Raw genomic sequence first — 19862 nt, 5'->3', positions numbered from 1 at the left:
CTGTTTTCAAAATTTTTCAAGATTGGAATTTCGCGAAATTGACAGTACAATTCCCATTTGCGCAAGCAAAAGCACCAGAGAAGTTCCTCCGTAACTGAAAAACGGCAGGCTGATACCGGTATTGGGAATGGTATTGCAGACCACGCAGATATTCAGGATCACCTGCAGCCCGACCTGAACCGAAAGCCCGGTACCGAGCAGCATCCCAAATTTATCCTTGGCTCCAAGCGAAATGGTAATTCCGCGCCAAACCAGTAGCGCAAACAGGATCACAATAATCAGCGCGCCGAGGAACCCCAGCTCTTCGCAGACAATCGCAAACACAAAATCGTTCTGCGGTTCCGGAAGATAGAGGTATTTTTGGCGGGACTGGCCGATTCCGACGCCAAGCAATCCGCCGGAACCGACCGCATACAGCGACTGCCGCGTTTGCCAGGTATCGTCAATCAGCTGCTGCGTGGCATTGGAAAACGGATTCAGCCACGCTTCAATCCGGTCGCTTGCATATCCGATATCGGAAGCAAACAGCACAAGATATGCAATTACTGCACCGACCGCACCGATCGCAACCGCAAACCAGCGCAGTTTCACACCGCCGACAAACAGCAGCACACCGGCCAGCAGCACCATAATGACTGACGCCGAAACATGCGGCTCCGCCAGCAGCAGTACAACGGTTACAAGCAGAATAACCACAAACGGAAGAATTCCGATCCGGAAGGTGTCCATCTTCTTATAGTTGATGGAAATGAGGTGCGAAAAAATCAGAATCAACGCAAATTTTGCGACCTCTGAGGGCTGGAACTGTCCGAGCCCCGGAATGACAATCCACCGGTGCACATCCTTAATCGGCGGAAGCAGCAGAACCAGAACAAGAAACCCCCACGCTACCATCAGGATCGGGATCGCAAGCTTATGAAAGTGATGATAATCAAAAAAGGAAATCGCAAACATGGCGACGATTCCCAGCACAGCGAACAACGCCTGGCTGCGGATAAACATGTAGCTGTCGCCATAATTGTAATAGGCATATGCATAGCTTGCCGAAAACATCATGACAAGCCCAATCGAAACCAAAATCAGCGTTAAAAACAGGAAGGGCATGTCGAGTCCGGAACGCACAGAAAACAATTTAAATTGTTTCCGGATCCGCCTGACCACAGAATAATGCGGCTTTTCTGCCGGACGTCCGGGTGCGCCCCGCAGAGAAGCTCCGGATGCACCGGAGGCAGCTCTCTGGCGCGGCATCTCACCCATCCGCGGGTTTCGGCTGCGGCTACGTTCCATTTCGACACGCCTCCCTTCTTCTCTTGAATATGTATGACCAATTATGCGCCGAATATCACAAGCAGCAGCGCGCAAAGGCATCCTACCGCCGCCACTGCACTGAAAACGATACAAATTTTCATCTCGCTCCAACCGCACATCTCAAAATGATGGTGAATCGGGCTCATCTTAAACAGCCGTTTTCCGTGGGTCAGTTTAAAATAGCAGACCTGCAAAACAACCGAGAGAATTTCCAGAACATAGACGATTCCGATCGGCAGCAAAAGAATCGGCATATTCATTCCGAACACCAGCGCACAGACAATTCCGCCGAGGAACAGCGAGCCTGTATCCCCCATAAAGACCTTGGCCGGGTTAAAGTTCCAGATTAAGAATCCCATGCAGGCGCCCGCCATTGCAATGGCAACGATGCTCAGGCCGAACATATTGAGATATCCAGCCATAATCATCAAAAACACGCAGACAAAAAAGGTTACGGAACCGTTCAGGCCGTCAATTCCATCTGTAAAATTCACCGCATTGACGATTCCGACAATCAAGAGCGCAGAGAGGATCCAATACCAGAAACCGAGCTCCACCTCACCGACAAATGGAATCACCGTTGCAGTGCCGCCGCCCGACAATGCGATCGAAACCAGATATGCCGCCGCAACCACAAATTGCAGAACCAGCTTTTGCAGCGCAGAAAGGCCCAGATTGCGTTTTTTGACAACCTTGATGTAATCATCCAGAAATCCGATCAGACCATATCCGAGCGCCATGCCCAGGCCGGCAAAAATGCGCGCCTTCATCAGGAACGTTTCGCCGCCTTCCACGCCGTCGACAACCAGTGTCGAATAATAGCCCGGCAGACAAATCGCGACCGCAACACCAAACCCGATGATAAACATCAGGCCGCCCATTGTCGGGGTGCCCTCTTTCTTTTTGTGCCATTTCGGTCCTTCTTCCCGGATCATCTGCCCAAAATTGAGGCGTTTCAGAAACGGGATCATGGCCTTTCCGATCAGCGCCGTCACAATAAATGATGCAAGCGCCGCAACCAATGTCCAAATTCCGCTCATATCCGTATCCACCCTTTTCCATATTTTCGAGTTTTTTGAGCTGCAGTTTTTCAAGCCGCTGTCTGTTTCGTGCAATTCTGCATACATCCGCCGCAGAACGGAACGCACTTTCTCCCGCGTCCGGCGCGCATACCGAACGGCAGAAACTTCCTGACGCGATGAACGGCACTTCGTGCGCGTGTTTTCGTTCCATCCGGAACATACAGCATAGCCATGCTGTATTATACCACATCATGGCGCAATATGCACCGCAACCGCAAAAAAACTTTCCATTCTCACAAAGTTTTCCGCCCCCGGAGGATGCAAGTTTATCATAGCAAACCCGATCCGGCTTTTTCCGTCGAAATTCGGTGGATAGAATATCCGGAATGCCCATTGCGGCGCAGAATCACTGCACCTGGTCGAGTTCAATAAACATGACCTGCACAACCGTTCCGGGCTTGACGCTCTTTCCTGCCGCAACGCTTTGCGAATGGGCGATCACGTCGCTGCCGTTTGCAGCAGCACCGCCCAGCGTAATTTGAATCCCGCTGGCCGCGGCCGCCTCATTTGCTTCTGCCAGCGTCATCCCTTCAAAATCCGGAACAACCACACGTTCCTCCAGACTCTTGTTATCCGTAAACAGCACCACGGTTCCGCCTTTGGGAATGCTGTTGCCCTCATAGGGGATCTGATCCAAAACGGTATCGCCGCTCCCCTCAATCCGGCAAACAATCTCCGCGTTTTCCAGAATCGACTTTGCTTCCGAAACTGTTTTTCCGACAACCGCCGGTGTATCCAGATCCAATTCCTGCATTTCCGATTCCGTGTACTGCCGTTCCACGCCGAGATACGGCAGCACCTCTTCCATCACCTTGGCAAATACCGGTCCGGCAACCGCACCGCCATAGTAGCTGTCGCCCAACGGTTCATCGAACAAAATCAGCAGTGCGTACTGAGGATCATCCGCCGGTGCGAATCCGCAGTACGAGGCAATATACCGCATTTGCTCATCCGGATGTTCATTGTGCCAAGCAACCTTTTCGCTGGTACCCGTCTTTCCGCCGATCCGGAACCCTGCGACATATCCGTTCTTAGCGGTGCCGCTCTCCCCGTTTTTCTGCAAAATGGCGCTCAGCCGTTCAGAGATGTCCTCTGAAATCACCTGCCGCTTAATTTGCGTCTCTTTCACTTCTACGATATTGCCTTCGCTGTCTGTAATCCGATCCATCACATGCGGCGTGACCAGTTTCCCGCCGTTTACAATCGTCGCACAGGCCGTTACCATCTGCAGCGGTGTAATACTGAAGTTTTGGCCGAAGGAGAGCGTGGCCAGATCGGATGCATATGTTTCCAGGCGTTCTTCCGAAAAATAGATGCTTCCCGATTCTCCGGGGAGGTCAATTCCGGTCTTTTCTGTCAGCCCAAAGGCTTCAAAATATTTATAAAACGTAGACGGCCCGATTTTTTGCCCGATATCAATAAAGAACGGGTTGCAGGAGTTGCAAAGTCCCTCGACAAAGGTCTGCGTTCCGTGTCCGCCGTATCTCCAGCAGTTGATCGGTTTTAAAAAATCCGGATGATGGTATGCGCCGGTACAGGTATAGGTTGTATTTTCGTTGATGATGCCTTCTTCCATACCGATTGCAGCCGTCACCATCTTAAACACCGATCCGGGATAATAGGTGTCATTCACCGCCTTGTTCCGCCACTGCGCCTGCAGGGCGTTGTTATAAGCCTCGTCTTTTTCGTCTCCATCCGGCATTGCTTCGATCTCTGCGGCCAGCTCGGAATCCACAATCGAAAACGGATCGTTCGGGTCAAAGTTTCCGGCGCCCGCCATCGCAACGATGGCGCCGGTGTTGACATTCATGAGAATTCCGGCTGCGCCGTTTGCAACCTTGTTTTGCTCCACACCTTCATTCAGATGCTTTTCCAAAATGCTCTGCACGACCTCGTCGAGCGTCAAGTGCAGATTGTATCCGTTCTGCGGATCGATCTGCTGTTCATATTCAAACGGCATATCCGTCCCGACGGCGTTTTTCGCCGTCACCAGCCGTCCGGCCGTTCCGCTGAGCTCCGTATCATACTCCGCCTCAATTCCGGCAAGGCCCTGATCGTCCGTTCCGGTAAATCCGAGCACCGTGGAAGCCAGCGTCCCATAGGGATAATACCGCTTGTAAGCCTCTTCAAGAATAATCCCGCGGGAGATTTCCTTTTCCTCCATAAAGGCAAGAATTTCATCTTTGATTTCCGTCTCGACTTCCCGCTTCAGATAGGTGTAGTAGTTCTGCTGCTTTGCCTTTTCCATGATGGTTTCCCGATCCATATCGAGGATCTCAGAAAGTCCATCCGCAATGATCCCGCGCGTTTCGTCATCCTTAATATAGGCAGGCTCCAGAATCACCGTCCAGACGCTTGCGCTCTTGGCGAGAACATTGCCGTTCACGTCATAAATGATGCCTCTTTGCGCGCGCAGAGAAGTGTTCCGCAGGCTTTGCTCCACAGCACGCTGCTGCAGATCCTTTCCGTCCACAATGGTCACACGGAACAGACTTCCGATCACCAGCCCAAACCCTAAAACCGTAATTGCGATCATCACGACCAGTGTTCTGCGCCACATCCGAACCGAAGGTCCTTTTGCCATTTTTCCTGCCTCCTTCCCGCGCTGCGGGATCTTGTAAAAAGGAGAGCCGAGATTCTGCTCCCGACTCTCACTTTTCAAAAGCTTAACTCTCTACCTTTAAGCTTATTTTTCATCCACATGGATTATGATAGCCAACTCCAAATACTCTCCAGGAACAGCGTCAGCCAGTCCTTCTCTTCTTCAGCCTGCAAGACGGTTCCCTGATCCTGATCCGATACGCTGAAATACTGAATCTGACTCTGCGAAACCTTGCGCATGCCCAAATCTTCCGCTGCTTCCCGAACGACGGGCAGAGAATACTTTTCCGCCTGCTGTGCCTGAATTTGCGTCTCGATGCTCTGCTGTTCTGTCAGCGCCGTCTGTGCTTCGCTGACTTCTTCCGTCAGTTCGGTCAGAACAGCCTGGCTGTGAATCAGGTTCATGACAAACCCGAAAATCACCGCCGCAAACAGCACGCGCGTAACCGCACGCAAAACCTTGCCTTTATTCCGATGGACCGGATGCGCATCGGGAAATGCAAGAATTTTGCCTTTGGGCTGTACAGCGGGTTCCTGCTGCGGCTTTCTTACTGCAGCGGAAGCATGGCCATGATCTTCAAATAAAGAAAAATCATATGCCTCTGCGCGATCTCCCAACGCCATTCCGGTCACCTCCTTTGATCGTTTTGAATGTATCCTTTTACGGCTTGCAGGCCAAACGCTTACGAAATGCATTTTGCATTCCGTTTGTGCCGTCTTAAAAACACAAGATCTTTCAATCCGTCTTTGCTGCTTTTCGCCGTTAGTCTTCTATTTGCAGTTTTTTGCAGACACGCAGCCGCGCGCTCCGCGCCCGCATGTTTTCTTCCTGCTCTTCGGCTGACGGGCTGATTCCCTTTTTGAAAATCAGCTCCGCGCGCGGTTTTTTCCCGCAGACGCAAACCGGGAAATCCGGTGGGCAGGTACATCCGCTGCACCATTCGTTCATCCGGCGCTTCACCATGCGGTCTTCCAGTGAGTGGAACGTGATCACGGCAAGCCGTCCCTCGGGGCGCAGCATGGAAAACGCTGCGTCAAGCCCTTCGGAAAGCGCATCGAGTTCCCCGTTCACCGCGATCCGCAACGCCTGAAAGGTTTTTCGTGCCGGATGTTTTTCGTCCCTGCGCACCTTTGCGGGCACTGCTTCCTTGACAATTTCCGCAAGCGCCAATGTTGTACGAATCGGCTCGGTTTCCCGGGCTGACACAATGGCGCGCGCAATCCGCGCCGCATTTTTTTCTTCTCCATACCAGTCGAGAATCCGAATCAGTTCCTGCACAGAAAGCGTATTGACCAGATCTGCGGCAGAAACACCTTCCTGGCTCATCCGCATATCCAGCGGTGCGTCGGTGTGGTAAGAAAATCCGCGTTCCGGCGTATCAAGCTGATGGGAAGAAACACCGATATCCAGCAACACGCCGTCCACTGCTGTCACGCCGCACGTCGCGGCCAGCTCGTGCATCCGCGAATAATTGCCGCGGAGAATCCGGACATTCTGCCGTCCCTGAAATCGGGCTGTCACCGCTTCGATTGCATCCGGATCCTGATCGATCGCAAGAAGCAGTCCATCCTGAGAAAGCCTGTCCAAAATTCCGGCGGAGTGTCCCCCGCCGCCGGCCGTCCCATCGATATAGATCCCGTCCGGACGAACCGAAAGCGCATCGATCGTTTCGCGGAACAGCACCGGGCGATGGGAAAATTCCATTGTCAAGCCTCCTTATCAGAACTCCAGAAGCGTCATGGCCTCCATAATCGTTTCCTGCGTCTGCGATTCTGTAAACTTCTGCCAACGGGCAGTATCCCAAATTTCAGCTCGGGAGGAAACTCCCGCAACTGTTACATCCTTATCAAGCCCCGCATAATCGCGCAGCTGCTGCGGAAGCAAAATTCGGCCCTGCTTGTCCGGCTCCACCTCTGCGGCCCCGGAAAAGAAAAACCGCTGCAGCGCGACGGACTTGGAAATCGGCATGGCCTTCATCCGATCCTGCAAACGCTGCCACTCTGCGGCAGAAAGGACAAACAGGCAACCGTCCAGGCCCTTCGTGACATAAAAACAGTCCCCCAAATCCTCACGGAATTTTGCGGGAATCGTCACGCGGCCCTTTTGGTCCATATTATGTTGGTATTCACCGATCAACATAACTGCCACTTTCGGGAGAAATTTTGCACCAAGCAGTCTTTTGGCGCCACTTTCCCCCACCTTTCACCACTTTGTAGTTAAAATTATAACGTAGAGTCTACATAATTGCAAGTTGTATTTCTTGGATAATTCTGGAGAAATTCCGCTGATTTTGCGTCATTCCTAAATCTTGTTGCAATAAAAAAGAGAGACACAAGATGCAGTGCCTCTCTTTTTAAATCATTCAAAAAGTTTTCATGTAGAAAAATTGCGCTCTTTTTTATGCAAAAATCACAAAACGCACAAAAAAGAAGCGCTTTTTGGAGGAATGCGCTCCCCCAAAAAGCGTTTCTCGCATTTTTTCACAATATTCCACTTATTTTCCGCCGCGTTGGGTGGCTTTGATATTCTGCCGTGTCTTTCGCAGCTCCGAAAGCGTCGCTGCAAGGGCATCATCCGTACGGAGCATCAGATCATCCACGTAATCGTTGGAGGCCTGCCGCATTTCGCGCACCTTCTGCTGGGTCTGTTCGAGCAAGGCGTTTGCTTTATCCTGCGCCTGGCGCACAATGGTGTCCTGGTTTACCATAACCCGTGCGCGTTCCTCAGCCGTGCGGACGATAGAATCTGCTTCGCGCCGCGCATCATTCAAAATGTGAGAGCGATCTGCAACAATTGCCCGCGCCTGACGGCTTTCTTCCGGCAAGCATTCGCGCAACTCATTTAAGATGGAACGCACTTCCTCCGGATCTACCAGACATTTTCCACCGCTGAGCGGCAGCTTGGCTGCACGATCCAACATTTCATAAAGTTCGTCCAACAGTTCATCCACTGTTACTCTGCTCATCCGAGTCTTCCCCCTGTATACAACCGTTTCTTCAAATCCGACAAAATGCATTCCGGAACAAAATTGGAAATATCCCCGTCAAATCCGGCGATTTGCTTGACCATACTGGAGCTGAGATACATATTCTCCGCACTCGTGGTAAAAAACATCGTTTCCAAATCCGGATTCAGTTTTCGGTTTGTCAAGGCCATCTGGAATTCATATTCGAAGTCCGAAAGCGCCCGCAGACCCTTTACGATAATATGAATCCCGCAGCGGTGCGCATAATCCGCAAGCAGTCCTTCAAAGCCCACAAAGGAAATGTTTTGGATTCCGATCTCTGCGGTTGCACGCTTTAAAAACGCAAGCCGCTCTTCAATTGAAAACGCCGTATGCTTTTCCGGGTTGACGAGAACCGCGACGACCAGTTCGTCAAACACCTTGCATGCGCGCTGGATAATATCGAGATGGCCGAGTGTCACCGGATCAAAGCTTCCGGGATAAATTGCCGTTTTCATTCTGTTTCCCCATCCTTATGCCGGTAAAAAGTCAGCGCAATTTTCCCATACCGGTATGTTTTCTTCTTTTCAAAGGGTCCGCGCGATTCCGGCGCCTGCATGTCCAGCGGATGCTCACAGATAATCGTTCCGCCCGGCTGCATGATGGCCGTCGTCTTTTCAAGTGCATTCCACAAAAGTCCGCTCTGATAAGGCGGATCTAAAAAGGCAAGATCAAAAAGCCCTTGGTTTCGCGCAAAAAATGCCAGATAGTCCATCCGCAGGAGTTTCGATTCCCGTTCGAACGCACAAACCGCAATATTTTTTTCAATGACCGAAGCCGCTTCTTTTCCGGCTTCGACAAAAACGGCTTCCCGCGCACCGCGGCTCAACGCCTCAAGCCCCATTTGCCCGGAACCGGCAAACAAATCCAAAAACCGTCTGCCCGCAATTTCAAACTGAATGGCGCTGAAAAGCGCCTCTTTCACCCGCTCCGGTGTCGGGCGCGTATGGTCACCCGCCGGGGTTTGCAGACGCTTCCCCCGCGCAGAACCTGTAATAATTCGCATATGCATTCCTCTATTTCTCAAGGTATCAGCCTGTGTGTATTATCCCATCTATCCGATAGGATGTCAAGTAGTGCGGCTGGCATCCGTCTTTTTCCCCGGTCACGGCTCCTGATGAAAATAATCATAGATCTTTTGCGCCGCAGGCCGATTCATGCCTTTTACTGCAAGCAGTGTATCCACATCCGCTTCGCGAATTGCCGAAATCGTTTTAAAATAGGAAAGCAGCGCGCGTGCACGCGCCTCCCCGATGCCCTCAATCGCGGTCAGTGTGGAAGAAATCGCACGCTTTTTTCGCTGCTGCCGATGATAGCCGATCGCAAAGCGGTGAACTTCGTTTTGGATTTCCGACAAAAGCGTAAAAGCCCGGCGTGAAGAGGTAATGGAAATCTCTCCGCCGTCCGTCGAGATTGCGCGGGTCCGGTGCTTATCGTCCTTCACCATTCCGAAAAGCGGCACGGAAATTCCAAACGCTTCGAGTACCGGCCGAACCGCCGAGACGTGCCCGCGTCCGCCGTCGAGAAGAATCAGATCCGGCAGCTTTCCAAAGCCTTCCTCCCGGTTTTCTGCCTTTTGATATTCTTCAAACCGCCGAGAAAGCACTTCCCGCATGGAGCCGTAGTCATCCTGCCCGACAACGGTCTTAATTTTGAATTTCCGATAGGCGGATTTGAGCGGCCTGCCGTCGCGAAACACCACCATTCCGGCAACGTTTTCTTCGCCGGCCAAATTGGAAATATCATAGGATTCGATATATTCCGGAGGCTTGGAAAGCCCCAACAGGCGCGCCAGTTCATCCAGCGCCGAAGCCTCCCGCCCGGACTTCTCCTTGCCCTGTGCAAGCTGTTCCGCAGCATTTGCCCGGCACATTTCCACCAGCTTTTTCTGCTCGCCTTTTTGCGGAACGGAAACTGTCACGCGCCGTCCGGCCTTTTCAGAGAGCCACGCTTCCAACAGCGCCGGATCCGAAACCGCCTCATCCAGCGTCAGGCGCGGCGGGATCTGTTCGCGCATGGAATAGTAACGCTCCAGAAACTCTGTCCGCATCTCCTCCGGGTTTCCGCAGTCCTCCAGCAAAAAGGATTCCCGATCGCAAAGACGCCCGCCTTCAAAGCGAAACACCTCAAAGCAGGTTCGCCGGGTGTCCTGTACCATCGCAACAACATCCTGCTCTGGAAATTTCCAGGCAACTACTTTTTGCCTCTCGTTCATCCGGCGGATCGCCTGGATTCGATCGCGCAATCGTGCGGCGCGTTCAAATTCCAGATTTTCTGCCGCTTCATTCATCTTTTCTGTCAGTGCTTTCAGCGATGCATTGCTGCCGCCGCGCAGAAATTCCAACGCCTCCGCGACAATCTCCCGATATTCCTCCCGGGTCATCTTGCCGCGGCAAGGCGCACAGCACTGCTCAATAAAATAGTTCAGACACGGCCTCCCGCGGCCGATTTCCTGCGGAAACCGTCTGGAACAAGTCGGCAGCCGGAAAATTTTCTGTGCTTCGTCCACCGCCTGTTTGAGCGTCCAGGCACTGACGTACGGGCCGATATATTCCGCGCCGTCTGAACCTTTCTGTTTGGCAATTGAAATTCGCGGCCAGTCCTCCTGCGTCACCCGGATATACCGATATCCTTTATCGTCCTTTAACAGAATATTATATTTGGGCGAATATTGTTTAATCAGGCTGCATTCCAAAACCAGCGCCTCAAATTCGCTGTCGGTTACAATATATTCAAAGGTATCCACGTTTCGCACCATGCTGCGAACCTTTTCCCCGTGGTTTCGGTCGGAGCCGAAATATTGGCTGACCCGGTTTTTCAGCGCTTTCGCCTTGCCGACATAGATGATTTTTCCGCTCTTGTCATGCATCAGATACACGCCCGGCTGCAGCGGAAGCTGCATCGCGCGCGTACGCAGCTGCCGCAGCTTCGGATTTTTCTCCTGCATATTCCGCCTCCTTCCAACAGGAAGATACAAAAAAAGCACCGCTTACACGGCGCTTTTTCAAAATTCTGCTCTTACTCGGTGAATCCGGACTCTACAAGCGCGACCAGATTATCCACAGCCTCCTGCTCATCAGAACCGTCAGCGATAATTCGGATTCCGGTGCCGCCCACAATTCCGAGCGAAAGAACGCCCAAAAGGCTCTTTGCATTCACGCGCCGTTCTTCTTTTTCCACCCAAATGGAAGATTTATATTCATTGGCCTTCTGAATAAAGAACGTTGCCGGCCGTGCGTGCAAACCGACCTGATTTTGCACCATAACTTCTTTTGCGTACATAGAACACACACTCCCATCAAGGCTTGACTTTGCACAAAATTCGAGAAAACATCCTGAAATTCTTTCAAACACTTCATTTATTATAAGCGCAAAAAACGCATTCGTCAATAAAGAATCAAATTTTTGGATTGATGCCCATCTGCCAGAAATCCGGCTCCCCGCCATTTGTGCACAACGCCAAGATTGTTGAATTATTTTTGTGTTGTCTTTCTTTGGTCATTGTATGCATCCGAACCGGAAAACGTCCCTGCTGCTTCCTGCTCCAGCGCCTCCAGCAACTTTTGCTCCCGTTTATCCATCGAATATTGCGAAAACAAGTCCGGGCGAAACACTTTGGTCCGCAGGAGAGACTGTGCCCGGCGCCAATCTTCAATTTTGGCATGGTTTCCCGTCAGGAGCACCGGCGGAACCGGACGTCCGCGCCAGACTGCGGGCCGGGTATACTGCGGATATTCGAGCAGCCCGTTAAAGTGGCTCTCCTCTTCAAAACACAAATCATCAGAAAGGACGCCGTCCATCATTCGGCAAACTGCATCCGTCATGGCAAGCGCCGGCAGCTCTCCGCCGGTCAAAACAAAATCGCCGAGCGAAATTTGTTCATCCACATAAGCGTCCAACACCCGCTCGTCGACGCCTTCATAATGTCCGCAGATAACCGCGATCTCTTCGAACTTTGCCAATTCCTTGACCCGCTCTTGTGTCAGGACTTTCCCGAGCGGCGACATATAGATCACATGCGGTTTTCTTCCCAACAGTGAAATCAGATCGTCCATACAAGCGGCAATCGGCTCCGCTAACAGCAGCATGCCCATTCCGCCGCCAAATACACAGTCGTCGACCCGTTTATGCTTATCAAAAGCATAGTTCCGGATCTGATGGCAGCAAACCTGCACCGCACCCTTTTTGCGCGCCCGGCCGATAATGCTCTCTGCCATAACCGCTTCGCACATTTCCGGAAACAGCGTAATCAGATCAATCCTCATCGTCAAAAATCCCCCTGATCGGCCGGATTTCCATCCGGCCGGCATCCAGATCTGTCCGAACCAGCATGTCAGCGACCGCCGGAAACAAATAGGTCTTTCCGGCTTCGTCCCGAATTTCATACACGTCATTCGCACCGGTTGCAAACACATCCGACAGCGTCCCGTACCGGCGTCCGCTGTCTGCGTCAAATACGGAAAGTCCGATCAAATCCTGAATAAAGAACCGCCCTTCCGGAAGATGAATGTCGCCCCGCGCAACATACAGAATTTTTCCGCGTAAGGTGTCCGCCGTTTCGACCGTGTCAACGCCTTCGAGGGAAAGCAGCACGAGCGTCTTATGCGCACGCGCACTGCGCACGCGGACAGGACGCGTTCCGGCAGCATCCCAGTAAAGTGTCTTCCGCTTTGTCAGAAAAGACGGCGCGTCGCACCACGGCTCCACCCGCAGTTCTCCGCGTACGCCGTGGGTTCCGACAATCTTTCCGATTTCCAAAAACTCCTTGCGCATGACGTTCTCCTTCCGTATCTTGGCACAAACAAATTGCAGGGGACCGCACAAAGCGTTTCCCCTGCTTTTCGCCATTTTGCATGCGTCAGCCGATTTCCACTGCAACCTTTGTGTTGCCGCGGGTCGCCGCAGCGCGCATTACCACACGGATTGCCTTTGCAATCCGGCCCTGTTTTCCAATGACACGACCCATATCGTCGTCCGCAACATAGAGATGATAGACAATCGTCCCATCCTCAAGCGGCTCGTCCGCTTCGACACGCACCGCGTCCGGTGTTTCCACGAGACCGCGTGCGATCATCGCCAGTAACTCTTCCATTGAATTCCTCCGTTATTCAGATCACGCCGTGCTTTTTGAAAAGCGCCTTTACAGTATCGGTCGGCTGTGCGCCGTTGGCAATCCATTTCTTTGCCTTCTCCGGATCAACCTTGACAACAGAAGGCTCTTCCATCGGATTGTAATATCCGATTTCCTCGATGAAACGGCCGTCACGCGGATAACGGGAATCCGCTACCACGATCCGATAAAAGGGAGATTTTTTTGCGCCCATTCTGCGAAGTCTGATTTTTACTGCCATAGTGTTTACCTCCAAAATTTCATTCATTCATTTTTTATGATTTCAAAAGGATATTCCTTTGTGAACCGAATTTAAAACGGCATCCCGCCGGGCGGCATTCCAGGCATTCCGGGCATTCCGGTGAACCGGCGTTTTCCCTTGCCCTTTTTGCCGAACTGCTTCATCATCTTCTGCATCTGCTCAAACTGCTTGAGCAGCCGGTTGACGTCTTCGACCTTCATCCCGCATCCTGCGGCAATTCGCTTTTTCCGCGAAGAATTGAGGATTTCCGGCTTTTCGCGCTCCTGCGGCGTCATAGAAAGAATGATCGCCGCGGTGCGGTCCATCTGCCGGTCGTCGATATCTACATCATCGAGCTTTTTATCCATTCCGGGCAGCTTCTGCAGCACACTCTTGAGCGGCCCCATCTTTTTGACCTGCGCAAACTGTTCGAGCAAGTCATTGAGGTCAAAGCGGTTATTGAGCATCTTTTCAGCTGCTTTGGCCGCCGCCTTTTCGTCGAGTTTGCTCTGCGCGTCCTCGATCAGCGTCAGGACATCGCCCATACCGAGAATCCGGGACGCCATTCTGTCCGGATGAAATGCCTCCAGATCATCCAGCTTTTCGCCGGTACCGGAAAATTTAATCGGCTTGCCCGTTACCGCGCGGACCGAAAGCGCCGCGCCGCCGCGGGTGTCGCCATCCAATTTTGTCAAAATCACACCGGTGATATCGAGCAGCTCATTAAACGTTTTCGCCACATTGACCGCTTCCTGACCGGTCATGGAATCCACAACAAGCAGAATATCCGTCGGCGAAACTGCCTCTTTGATGTTCCGGAGCTCGTCCATCAGCGCTTCGTCAATTTGCAAACGGCCCGCCGTATCGATGAGCACATAGTCATTTCCGTAATCTTTGGCATGGCGAATCGCTTCCCGGCAAATTTTCACCGGATTTTCCGTTCCCATCTGGAAAACCGGAACGCCCGCCTGTGAGCCGACCACTTCGAGCTGTTTGATTGCCGCCGGACGGTAAATATCGCCCGCCACGAGCAGCGGACGGTGTCCCTGCCGCTTCAGCATTTTGGCAAGTTTGGCTGCATGCGTCGTTTTACCGGCGCCCTGCAGACCGCAAAGCATCACAACCGCCGGCGGTTTTGCCGGAGAATTGAGCCTTGCCTGTTCTCCGCCCATCAGCGCCGTCAACTCTTCGTTGACAATTTTAATTACCATCTGCGCCGGCGTCAGACTCTCCATCACTTGCGCGCCAATTGCACGCTCCGTTACCGTTTTGGTGAAATCTCTCGCGACTTTATAGTTGACGTCCGCCTCCAAAAGCGCCAATCGCACTTCGCGCATCGCGTCGCGGACATCCGCCTCGCTCAGCTTTCCTTTGGAACGCAGCCGCTTAAACGCATTTCCGAGTTTTTCAGAAAGTCCTTCAAATGCCAAAAAGCTCCACCTCGCTCTCTTTTCCGCCGCAGTCTATGCGGCCGTTTTCTGCGGTTTTTTCCGCAATTTTATTCGCACAATTGCTGTGCAGTCTCAATAATCGATTTGACCTCTGTATCGATCTCAAAGGCAAATACAAACCGGTTGTTATATTCTGCAATTCTTCCGGCAGCCTCGCAGATTTTTTCAAGCCCGTCCTGCATTTCATGAAAGCGCTTTGCCATTCCGAGCCGGTCTTCCATTTCCAGCATCTGCTGCTCCGCACGTTTGATGGAATCCCGTACGCCTTGACGCGTAATTCCCTGATTTTCTGCAATTTCTGCGAGGGAAAGGTCATCGTTATAGTAGAACTCGATCATCTCACGCTGCTTTTCTGTCAGCATATCCCCGTAAAAATCCAGAAGCACGGAAATTTCCAAATTTTTCGGCAAGGTTCTTCCCCCTCCCATCGCATTTATTCTGTAAAGTCTACAACTTTACACCTGATGAATTATACAACAAAACCGGCCTGATGTCAAGTCTATTCCTTGTCATTTCAAAAAATTTACAGATTTTCCGAAGAAAATCCGCACCGTCCACAACTTGCAGACGATGCGGATGCATTTTGGAAGGATCACGCCAATTCCGCTATGGTAACGCCGCTCTCTCCTTCTCCATACGTACCCAGTCGGAATTTTCGAATCGCCGGATGAATTTTCAGGTGCTGCTGCACCGCGGAACGCAGTACGCCTGTACCTTTTCCGTGAATAAAGGTGATTTGTCCGACGCCGGACAGCATCGCCGCGTCAATCGCACGGTCCACATCCAGCAGCGCCTCCTCCACGGTCATGCCGCGCAGATCTACTTCGGTCATCGGTCTGGACGGAGATACCGACCTTGTCACCGTTCGCTGCGGTTTCGGAAGCTTGGCGGTTTTTTCCTTTAACAGCCGCAGGTTTCGGACATCCACGCGCGTCTTGATGATGCCGGCCTGTACTTCTGCTGACATGCCGTCTTTGGAGACACTGACAACCGTCGCTTTTTTGTCAATATCATAAATCAGCACCGAATCTCCCGGCCGGAGTGCACGCGGCAGCGTATAGGCATCTTCTCGGCGCTTCGTCACCGGATCAGCTGATTTCTCCAGTTCGCGCAAACCTGCACGCAGCTTTGCCTTTTCCTCCTGCGTCGCTGCCTGATTCTGCCGGCGGCGCAGCTGCTCCATCTCGTCCAGCAGCGCATCCACCTGCCCGCGCGTTCTGGAAACCAACATCGCCGCGTCGTTTCGCGCGCGTTCGAGTTCCTTTTTGGCATCCGCTTCTGCTTTGGCAATCAGCGCCTTTGCCTCTTCGCTGGCACGTTGCGCCTCCAAACGGTACTGTTCCGCCGCTGCGTGTTCCTGTTCCAGTTCCTTCCGGTTTTTCTCCAGCTTTTCGACAACGTCTTCAAAACGGGTGTCTTCCAGCGAAACCAGTTCCCGGGCGCGCTCCACAATCCGGAGATCCATCCCCAGCCGTTCCGAAATTGCAAATGCATTTGACCGGCCGGGTACACCGATCAGCAGTTTATAGGTAGGCCGCAGTGTCGCGACGTCAAATTCACAGCAGGCGTTCTCAACGCCCGGCGTTTGCAGGGCATACTCCTTGAGTTCCGCATAGTGCGTGGTTGCTGCAACCCGAGCGCCTTTTTCCCGAAGCGTCTCGAGAATTGCCATGGCAAGCGCCGCGCCCTCTACCGGATCTGTCCCCGCACCCAATTCGTCCAGAAGCACCAGGCTCTTTTCATCCACGGTTTCCAGCATATGAATGATGCTGGTCATATGCGAAGAAAACGTCGAAAGCGACTGTTCGATACTCTGTTCATCTCCGATATTCGCATACACCCGGGAAAACACAGAGAGTTCGCTGTTTTCCGCAGCAGGCACCATCAGCCCGCACATGGCCATCAGGGTAAACAGGCCGATCGTCTTGAGCGCAACGGTCTTGCCGCCGGTATTCGGCCCGGTGATCACCAGCGTATCAAAGGTGTCTCCCAGAGAAATTTCTGTCGGAACGACCGTTTCTTTTGCCAGCAATGGGTGCCGCGCACAATGTAAAACCGTCTTCCCGGTTTCGTTAAGTTTCGGCGTGACGGCCTTCATCCGGTAACCGAGAGATGCCTTTGCAAAGATCACATTCAGCGCAACCGCCGCATCGTATCCTTCCAGAATCGGGTCGGCAAAGGTGCCGGTCTCCGCAGAAAGCAGCGTCAGGATCTGCTCAATTTCCGCTTTTTCCTCCGACTCCAAAACCCGCACTTCGTTGTTGGCTTCCACCACGCCGATCGGTTCCACAAAAACCGTCGCACCGCTGGAAGAGGTATCGTGAACCAGACCCGGAATTTCCGAACGGCATTCCGCTTTTACCGGCACCACAAACCGGCCGGATCGCTGCGTCACGATCGGTTCCTGCAAAAAGCGCTGATAATGCGGAGAACGCACCATTTTATCAAGCTGTTCCCGCGCCCGGGCAGAAGCATTCCGGATTTTCCGGCGAATGTCATGCAGGCGCGGAGAAGCGGTATCGGCGACCTCTTCCTCCGATACGACCACACTGTCGATGCGTTCCTCAAGATATTTGTTCGGCGCAACCCGGTCAAACCGCCGGTCAAGCGCCGTCTTGATGCCTGCACTGCGGGAACGCCATTCCACAATCGCGCGAAGCGTCCGCAGGACCGCCGCAATCCGCAAAAACTCCGTCAAATTCAGCGCACCGCCGGCCTGCGCGCGCCGAAGCGCATTTCGGACATCGGAAAGCCCGCCAAACGACGGCGCCCCGTATTTTGCCATCAAAACAAACGCGCCGTCGGTTTCCTCCAAACGGCGGCAAACCTCCGGATACGAAGAAGAGGGTTCCAGCGCCAGCGCTGCTGCCCGTGCGTCCGGACAGGCCGTCTCTTCTGCGACCATCTTTAATACTTTATCGAGCTCCAAAGCCCGGCCGTCATACTGCATGGATTGTCCTTTCTGCTTTTCTTTATGAAGCATCTGCTGCCATCGGTTTTGTCCATGCGGCATCTGTGCTGTTTCCAAAAAATTCCACCCGCTTCCCGCAAAAGCGGAGCTCGTTCCGGAAACAAAACAGCGAAATGCCCTGCAATCGCACTGCGTTCGCCCAAAGCGCACGATTCCACAAAAGCCGATGCACATTCGTTTTGTTAAACAGTCAGCCGTTTATAAAAATCCAACGTCGGCAGAGAATGGCCCAAACAGGAAAGCAAATATGCCTCTGCGGCATTTGCCAAAGCAGCCGTCCCCTCCGGCGAAAGTGTAAAGGAAAATAATTTGTCAAATTCCGCGTAGATGATATGGCGCAGCGCCTGAAGCACACCGCGTGTCAAGGCAACCGCCGGCATTTCCTGCGGACTTTTGCAGGCGTCGCAGACAAGAATGCCCTTTTGCGGCAAAAAATACATGGTCTCTGCTTCATAGCAGGCACACTCTGAACAGGCCACCAGATCCGGCATATACCCTGCAAGCGCAAGCAGTCGCATCTCAACCGTTGCCTTCAAAAGAAGCGGCGGCCGGGAACCCTCGCAGAGAAAATGCAGCGCATTGAGCAGCAGGCGCAAAAACGGCTCGGAAGGCGTGCCTTCCGGCGCAAATTTTCCGGCAAGCTCGCAAAAATACTGCGCAAGCGAAAGCCGTTCGATATCCGAACGCAGCTCGAAAAAAACTTTGATCGGTCTTGCGTCCCCGATGATGTACTTTTCCCGTCCGCGATAGATCGTCAGACGGGAATAACAGAGCAGCTGCGTTGCCGAACTGCCCCGGTTTTTCAGATCCTTGGCTCTGCGCACAAACGCACGCAAAAGGCCTTCGTCCCTTGTCAGAACCGTGACCAGCCGGTCACTCTCACCAATGGCCTGCTCCCGGATAATCAGGCCGTCCGTGTAAATCTGCATGATCTCCCTCCGGCTCCTGCTTTTGCGCGTGCAGCCTCTGTTCTCTGAGCTGCGTATATCGAATATATGCCGCAATGCTCCCGGTTTGCTGAAAACTTATCCATGCTGTTTTTTCGTCCATATCGCCCAAACCCTCCTATACGGCAGATGCCGTTCTTTGTCAATAGGAAGTATTTACAGCGCATATAGGCGCTTATCAAAGGAAAAAACAAGCAGTTTTTACTCGTCCAGATACCGGCTGTCATATCCGAAACTCTGCAGAAGATTCTGGCGGTTGCGCCAGTCTTCCTTCACTTTTACCCAAAGTTTGAGATTCACTTTGCAGCCAAAAAACTTTTCCATGTCTACACGGGCAAGCGTCCCCACTTTTTTGAGGGTCTCTCCGCCTTTTCCGATAATGATTCCCTTGTGTCCGTCCCGCTCGCAGATAATCGTCGCGTCAATATCCAGAATTTCACTGCCGTTTTCCCGCTCCTGCATGCGTTCCACCGCAACGGCAATACCGTGCGGCACTTCTTTATCCAGCAGACGGAGCAACTTTTCGCGCACAATTTCCGCTGCCAGCACCTTATCGGGCTGATCGGTCAGCGCTGTATCGTCAAAGAAGTGCATTCCCGGCATACTCAGTTTGGAAAGCTCCGCAATCAATTCCTTGATCCCGCTATGATTCATCGCAGAAACCGGAACGATTGCTTCAAAATCAAATTTCTGACTGAACGCCGCAATTTCCTGCATCAAATCGGACTTCTCCTTCAGCAGATCGATCTTATTGATCGCCAGTACCGCCGGAATTCCCATGGAGCGAAACCGTCCGATCAGTTCTTCGTCCGCGTAGGAAATGCCCGCGCCGGCTTCTGCTACCAGCAGGCAGGCATCCACACCAGCCACCGACTGATTGACCGCCTTGACCATATAATCGCCCAGGCGATTGCGCGGTTTATGCAGACCCGGGGTATCCGTAAAAACAAGCTGCGTCTCTCCGCGTGTCAGAATACCGGTAATCCGGGTGCGCGTCGTCTGCGGTTTGCGCGAAACGATTGCAATCTTTTGCCCGATCATCGCGTTTAAAATCGAAGACTTTCCGACATTCGGGCGCCCGACAATCGCAATAAATGCAGTTTTCTGTCCATTTTCCTGTTGTTTTTCCATCCGGTTCTCCTTATC

20 protein-coding genes are annotated in these 19862 nt (G+C 52.6%); all 20 read right to left on the bottom strand.

Annotation, left to right across the window (positions count from 1 at the left end; all coding sequences use genetic code 11):
- Positions 1-6 precede the first annotated feature (6 nt).
- Entirely contained in the window at positions 7-1287 is a 1281-nt protein-coding gene (locus IAG03_RS02915; protein WP_249318239.1) for an FtsW/RodA/SpoVE family cell cycle protein, read from the bottom strand.
- Positions 1288-1328: 41 nt separating this feature from the next.
- Positions 1329-2348, bottom strand: a complete 1020-nt coding sequence (gene mraY, locus IAG03_RS02910) for a phospho-N-acetylmuramoyl-pentapeptide-transferase (protein WP_249318238.1) — start codon at positions 2346-2348, stop codon at positions 1329-1331.
- Positions 2349-2736: 388 nt separating this feature from the next.
- Positions 2737-4974 (bottom strand): penicillin-binding transpeptidase domain-containing protein, encoded by a 2238-nt coding sequence (locus IAG03_RS02905; RefSeq protein ID WP_249318237.1) that lies wholly within the window; start codon positions 4972-4974, stop codon positions 2737-2739.
- 122 nt (positions 4975-5096) lie between these two features.
- Positions 5097-5615 (bottom strand): Rel homology DNA-binding domain-containing protein, encoded by a 519-nt coding sequence (locus tag IAG03_RS02900; RefSeq protein ID WP_249318236.1) that lies wholly within the window; start codon positions 5613-5615, stop codon positions 5097-5099.
- Positions 5616-5754: 139 nt separating this feature from the next.
- A complete protein-coding gene (gene rsmH / locus IAG03_RS02895) occupies positions 5755-6696 on the bottom strand; it encodes a 16S rRNA (cytosine(1402)-N(4))-methyltransferase RsmH (protein ID WP_249318235.1) in 942 nt (313 codons plus the stop codon).
- Between the two features lie 15 nt (positions 6697-6711).
- Positions 6712-7131: a division/cell wall cluster transcriptional repressor MraZ gene (gene mraZ, locus IAG03_RS02890; RefSeq protein WP_249318234.1), complete on the bottom strand. Its 420-nt coding sequence runs from the start codon at positions 7129-7131 to the stop codon at positions 6712-6714.
- A 355-nt stretch (positions 7132-7486) separates the two neighbouring features.
- A complete protein-coding gene (locus IAG03_RS02885) occupies positions 7487-7957 on the bottom strand; it encodes an ATP synthase subunit B family protein (protein WP_249318233.1) in 471 nt (156 codons plus the stop codon).
- A complete protein-coding gene (gene coaD, locus IAG03_RS02880) occupies positions 7954-8454 on the bottom strand; it encodes a pantetheine-phosphate adenylyltransferase (RefSeq protein ID WP_249318232.1) in 501 nt (166 codons plus the stop codon). Before coaD ends, IAG03_RS02885 begins: the two co-directional genes overlap by 4 nt.
- A complete protein-coding gene (rsmD, locus tag IAG03_RS02875) occupies positions 8451-9002 on the bottom strand; it encodes a 16S rRNA (guanine(966)-N(2))-methyltransferase RsmD (RefSeq protein WP_249318231.1) in 552 nt (183 codons plus the stop codon). Before rsmD ends, coaD begins: the two co-directional genes overlap by 4 nt.
- A 99-nt stretch (positions 9003-9101) precedes the next feature.
- Complete coding sequence (uvrC, locus tag IAG03_RS02870) at positions 9102-10943, bottom strand: excinuclease ABC subunit UvrC (RefSeq protein ID WP_249318230.1); 1842 nt, start codon at positions 10941-10943, stop codon at positions 9102-9104.
- Positions 10944-11014: 71 nt separating this feature from the next.
- On the bottom strand, positions 11015-11278 hold the full coding sequence (locus IAG03_RS02865; RefSeq protein ID WP_249318229.1) for an HPr family phosphocarrier protein: 264 nt from the start codon (positions 11276-11278) through the stop codon (positions 11015-11017).
- A 191-nt stretch (positions 11279-11469) separates the two neighbouring features.
- Positions 11470-12261 carry a tRNA (guanosine(37)-N1)-methyltransferase TrmD gene (gene trmD / locus IAG03_RS02860; RefSeq protein WP_249318228.1) on the bottom strand — a complete coding sequence of 264 codons (792 nt, stop codon included), beginning with the start codon at positions 12259-12261 and terminating at the stop codon, positions 11470-11472.
- Positions 12251-12769, bottom strand: a complete 519-nt coding sequence (gene rimM / locus IAG03_RS02855) for a ribosome maturation factor RimM (RefSeq protein ID WP_249318227.1) — start codon at positions 12767-12769, stop codon at positions 12251-12253. The genes trmD and rimM overlap by 11 nt, the downstream gene beginning before the upstream one ends.
- A gap of 85 nt (positions 12770-12854) precedes the next feature.
- The gene (locus IAG03_RS02850; protein ID WP_249318226.1) at positions 12855-13088 is read right to left on the bottom strand and encodes a KH domain-containing protein; all 234 of its coding nucleotides are present in this window, start codon (positions 13086-13088) and stop codon (positions 12855-12857) included.
- Between the two features lie 16 nt (positions 13089-13104).
- On the bottom strand, positions 13105-13347 hold the full coding sequence (gene rpsP, locus IAG03_RS02845) for a 30S ribosomal protein S16 (protein ID WP_249318225.1): 243 nt from the start codon (positions 13345-13347) through the stop codon (positions 13105-13107).
- 71 nt (positions 13348-13418) lie between these two features.
- Positions 13419-14777, bottom strand: a complete 1359-nt coding sequence (gene ffh, locus IAG03_RS02840) for a signal recognition particle protein (RefSeq protein WP_249318224.1) — start codon at positions 14775-14777, stop codon at positions 13419-13421.
- Between the two features lie 68 nt (positions 14778-14845).
- A complete protein-coding gene (ylxM, locus tag IAG03_RS02835; RefSeq protein WP_249318223.1) occupies positions 14846-15208 on the bottom strand; it encodes a YlxM family DNA-binding protein in 363 nt (120 codons plus the stop codon).
- A 182-nt stretch (positions 15209-15390) separates the two neighbouring features.
- Positions 15391-17748, bottom strand: a complete 2358-nt coding sequence (locus IAG03_RS02830; RefSeq protein WP_430472433.1) for an endonuclease MutS2 — start codon at positions 17746-17748, stop codon at positions 15391-15393.
- A 203-nt stretch (positions 17749-17951) separates the two neighbouring features.
- A complete protein-coding gene (gene recO / locus IAG03_RS02825) occupies positions 17952-18698 on the bottom strand; it encodes a DNA repair protein RecO (protein ID WP_249318221.1) in 747 nt (248 codons plus the stop codon).
- Positions 18699-18917: 219 nt separating this feature from the next.
- Positions 18918-19847 carry a GTPase Era gene (gene era, locus IAG03_RS02820; RefSeq protein WP_249318220.1) on the bottom strand — a complete coding sequence of 310 codons (930 nt, stop codon included), beginning with the start codon at positions 19845-19847 and terminating at the stop codon, positions 18918-18920.
- Between the last annotated feature and the right edge of the window lie 15 nt (positions 19848-19862).

This window comes from Yeguia hominis, from assembly GCF_014384705.1.
Classification (GTDB): domain Bacteria; phylum Bacillota; class Clostridia; order Oscillospirales; family Acutalibacteraceae; genus Yeguia; species Yeguia hominis.
Note: the sequence above shows the minus strand (reverse complement) of the source record. Positions and strands in the feature narration are given on the sequence as shown.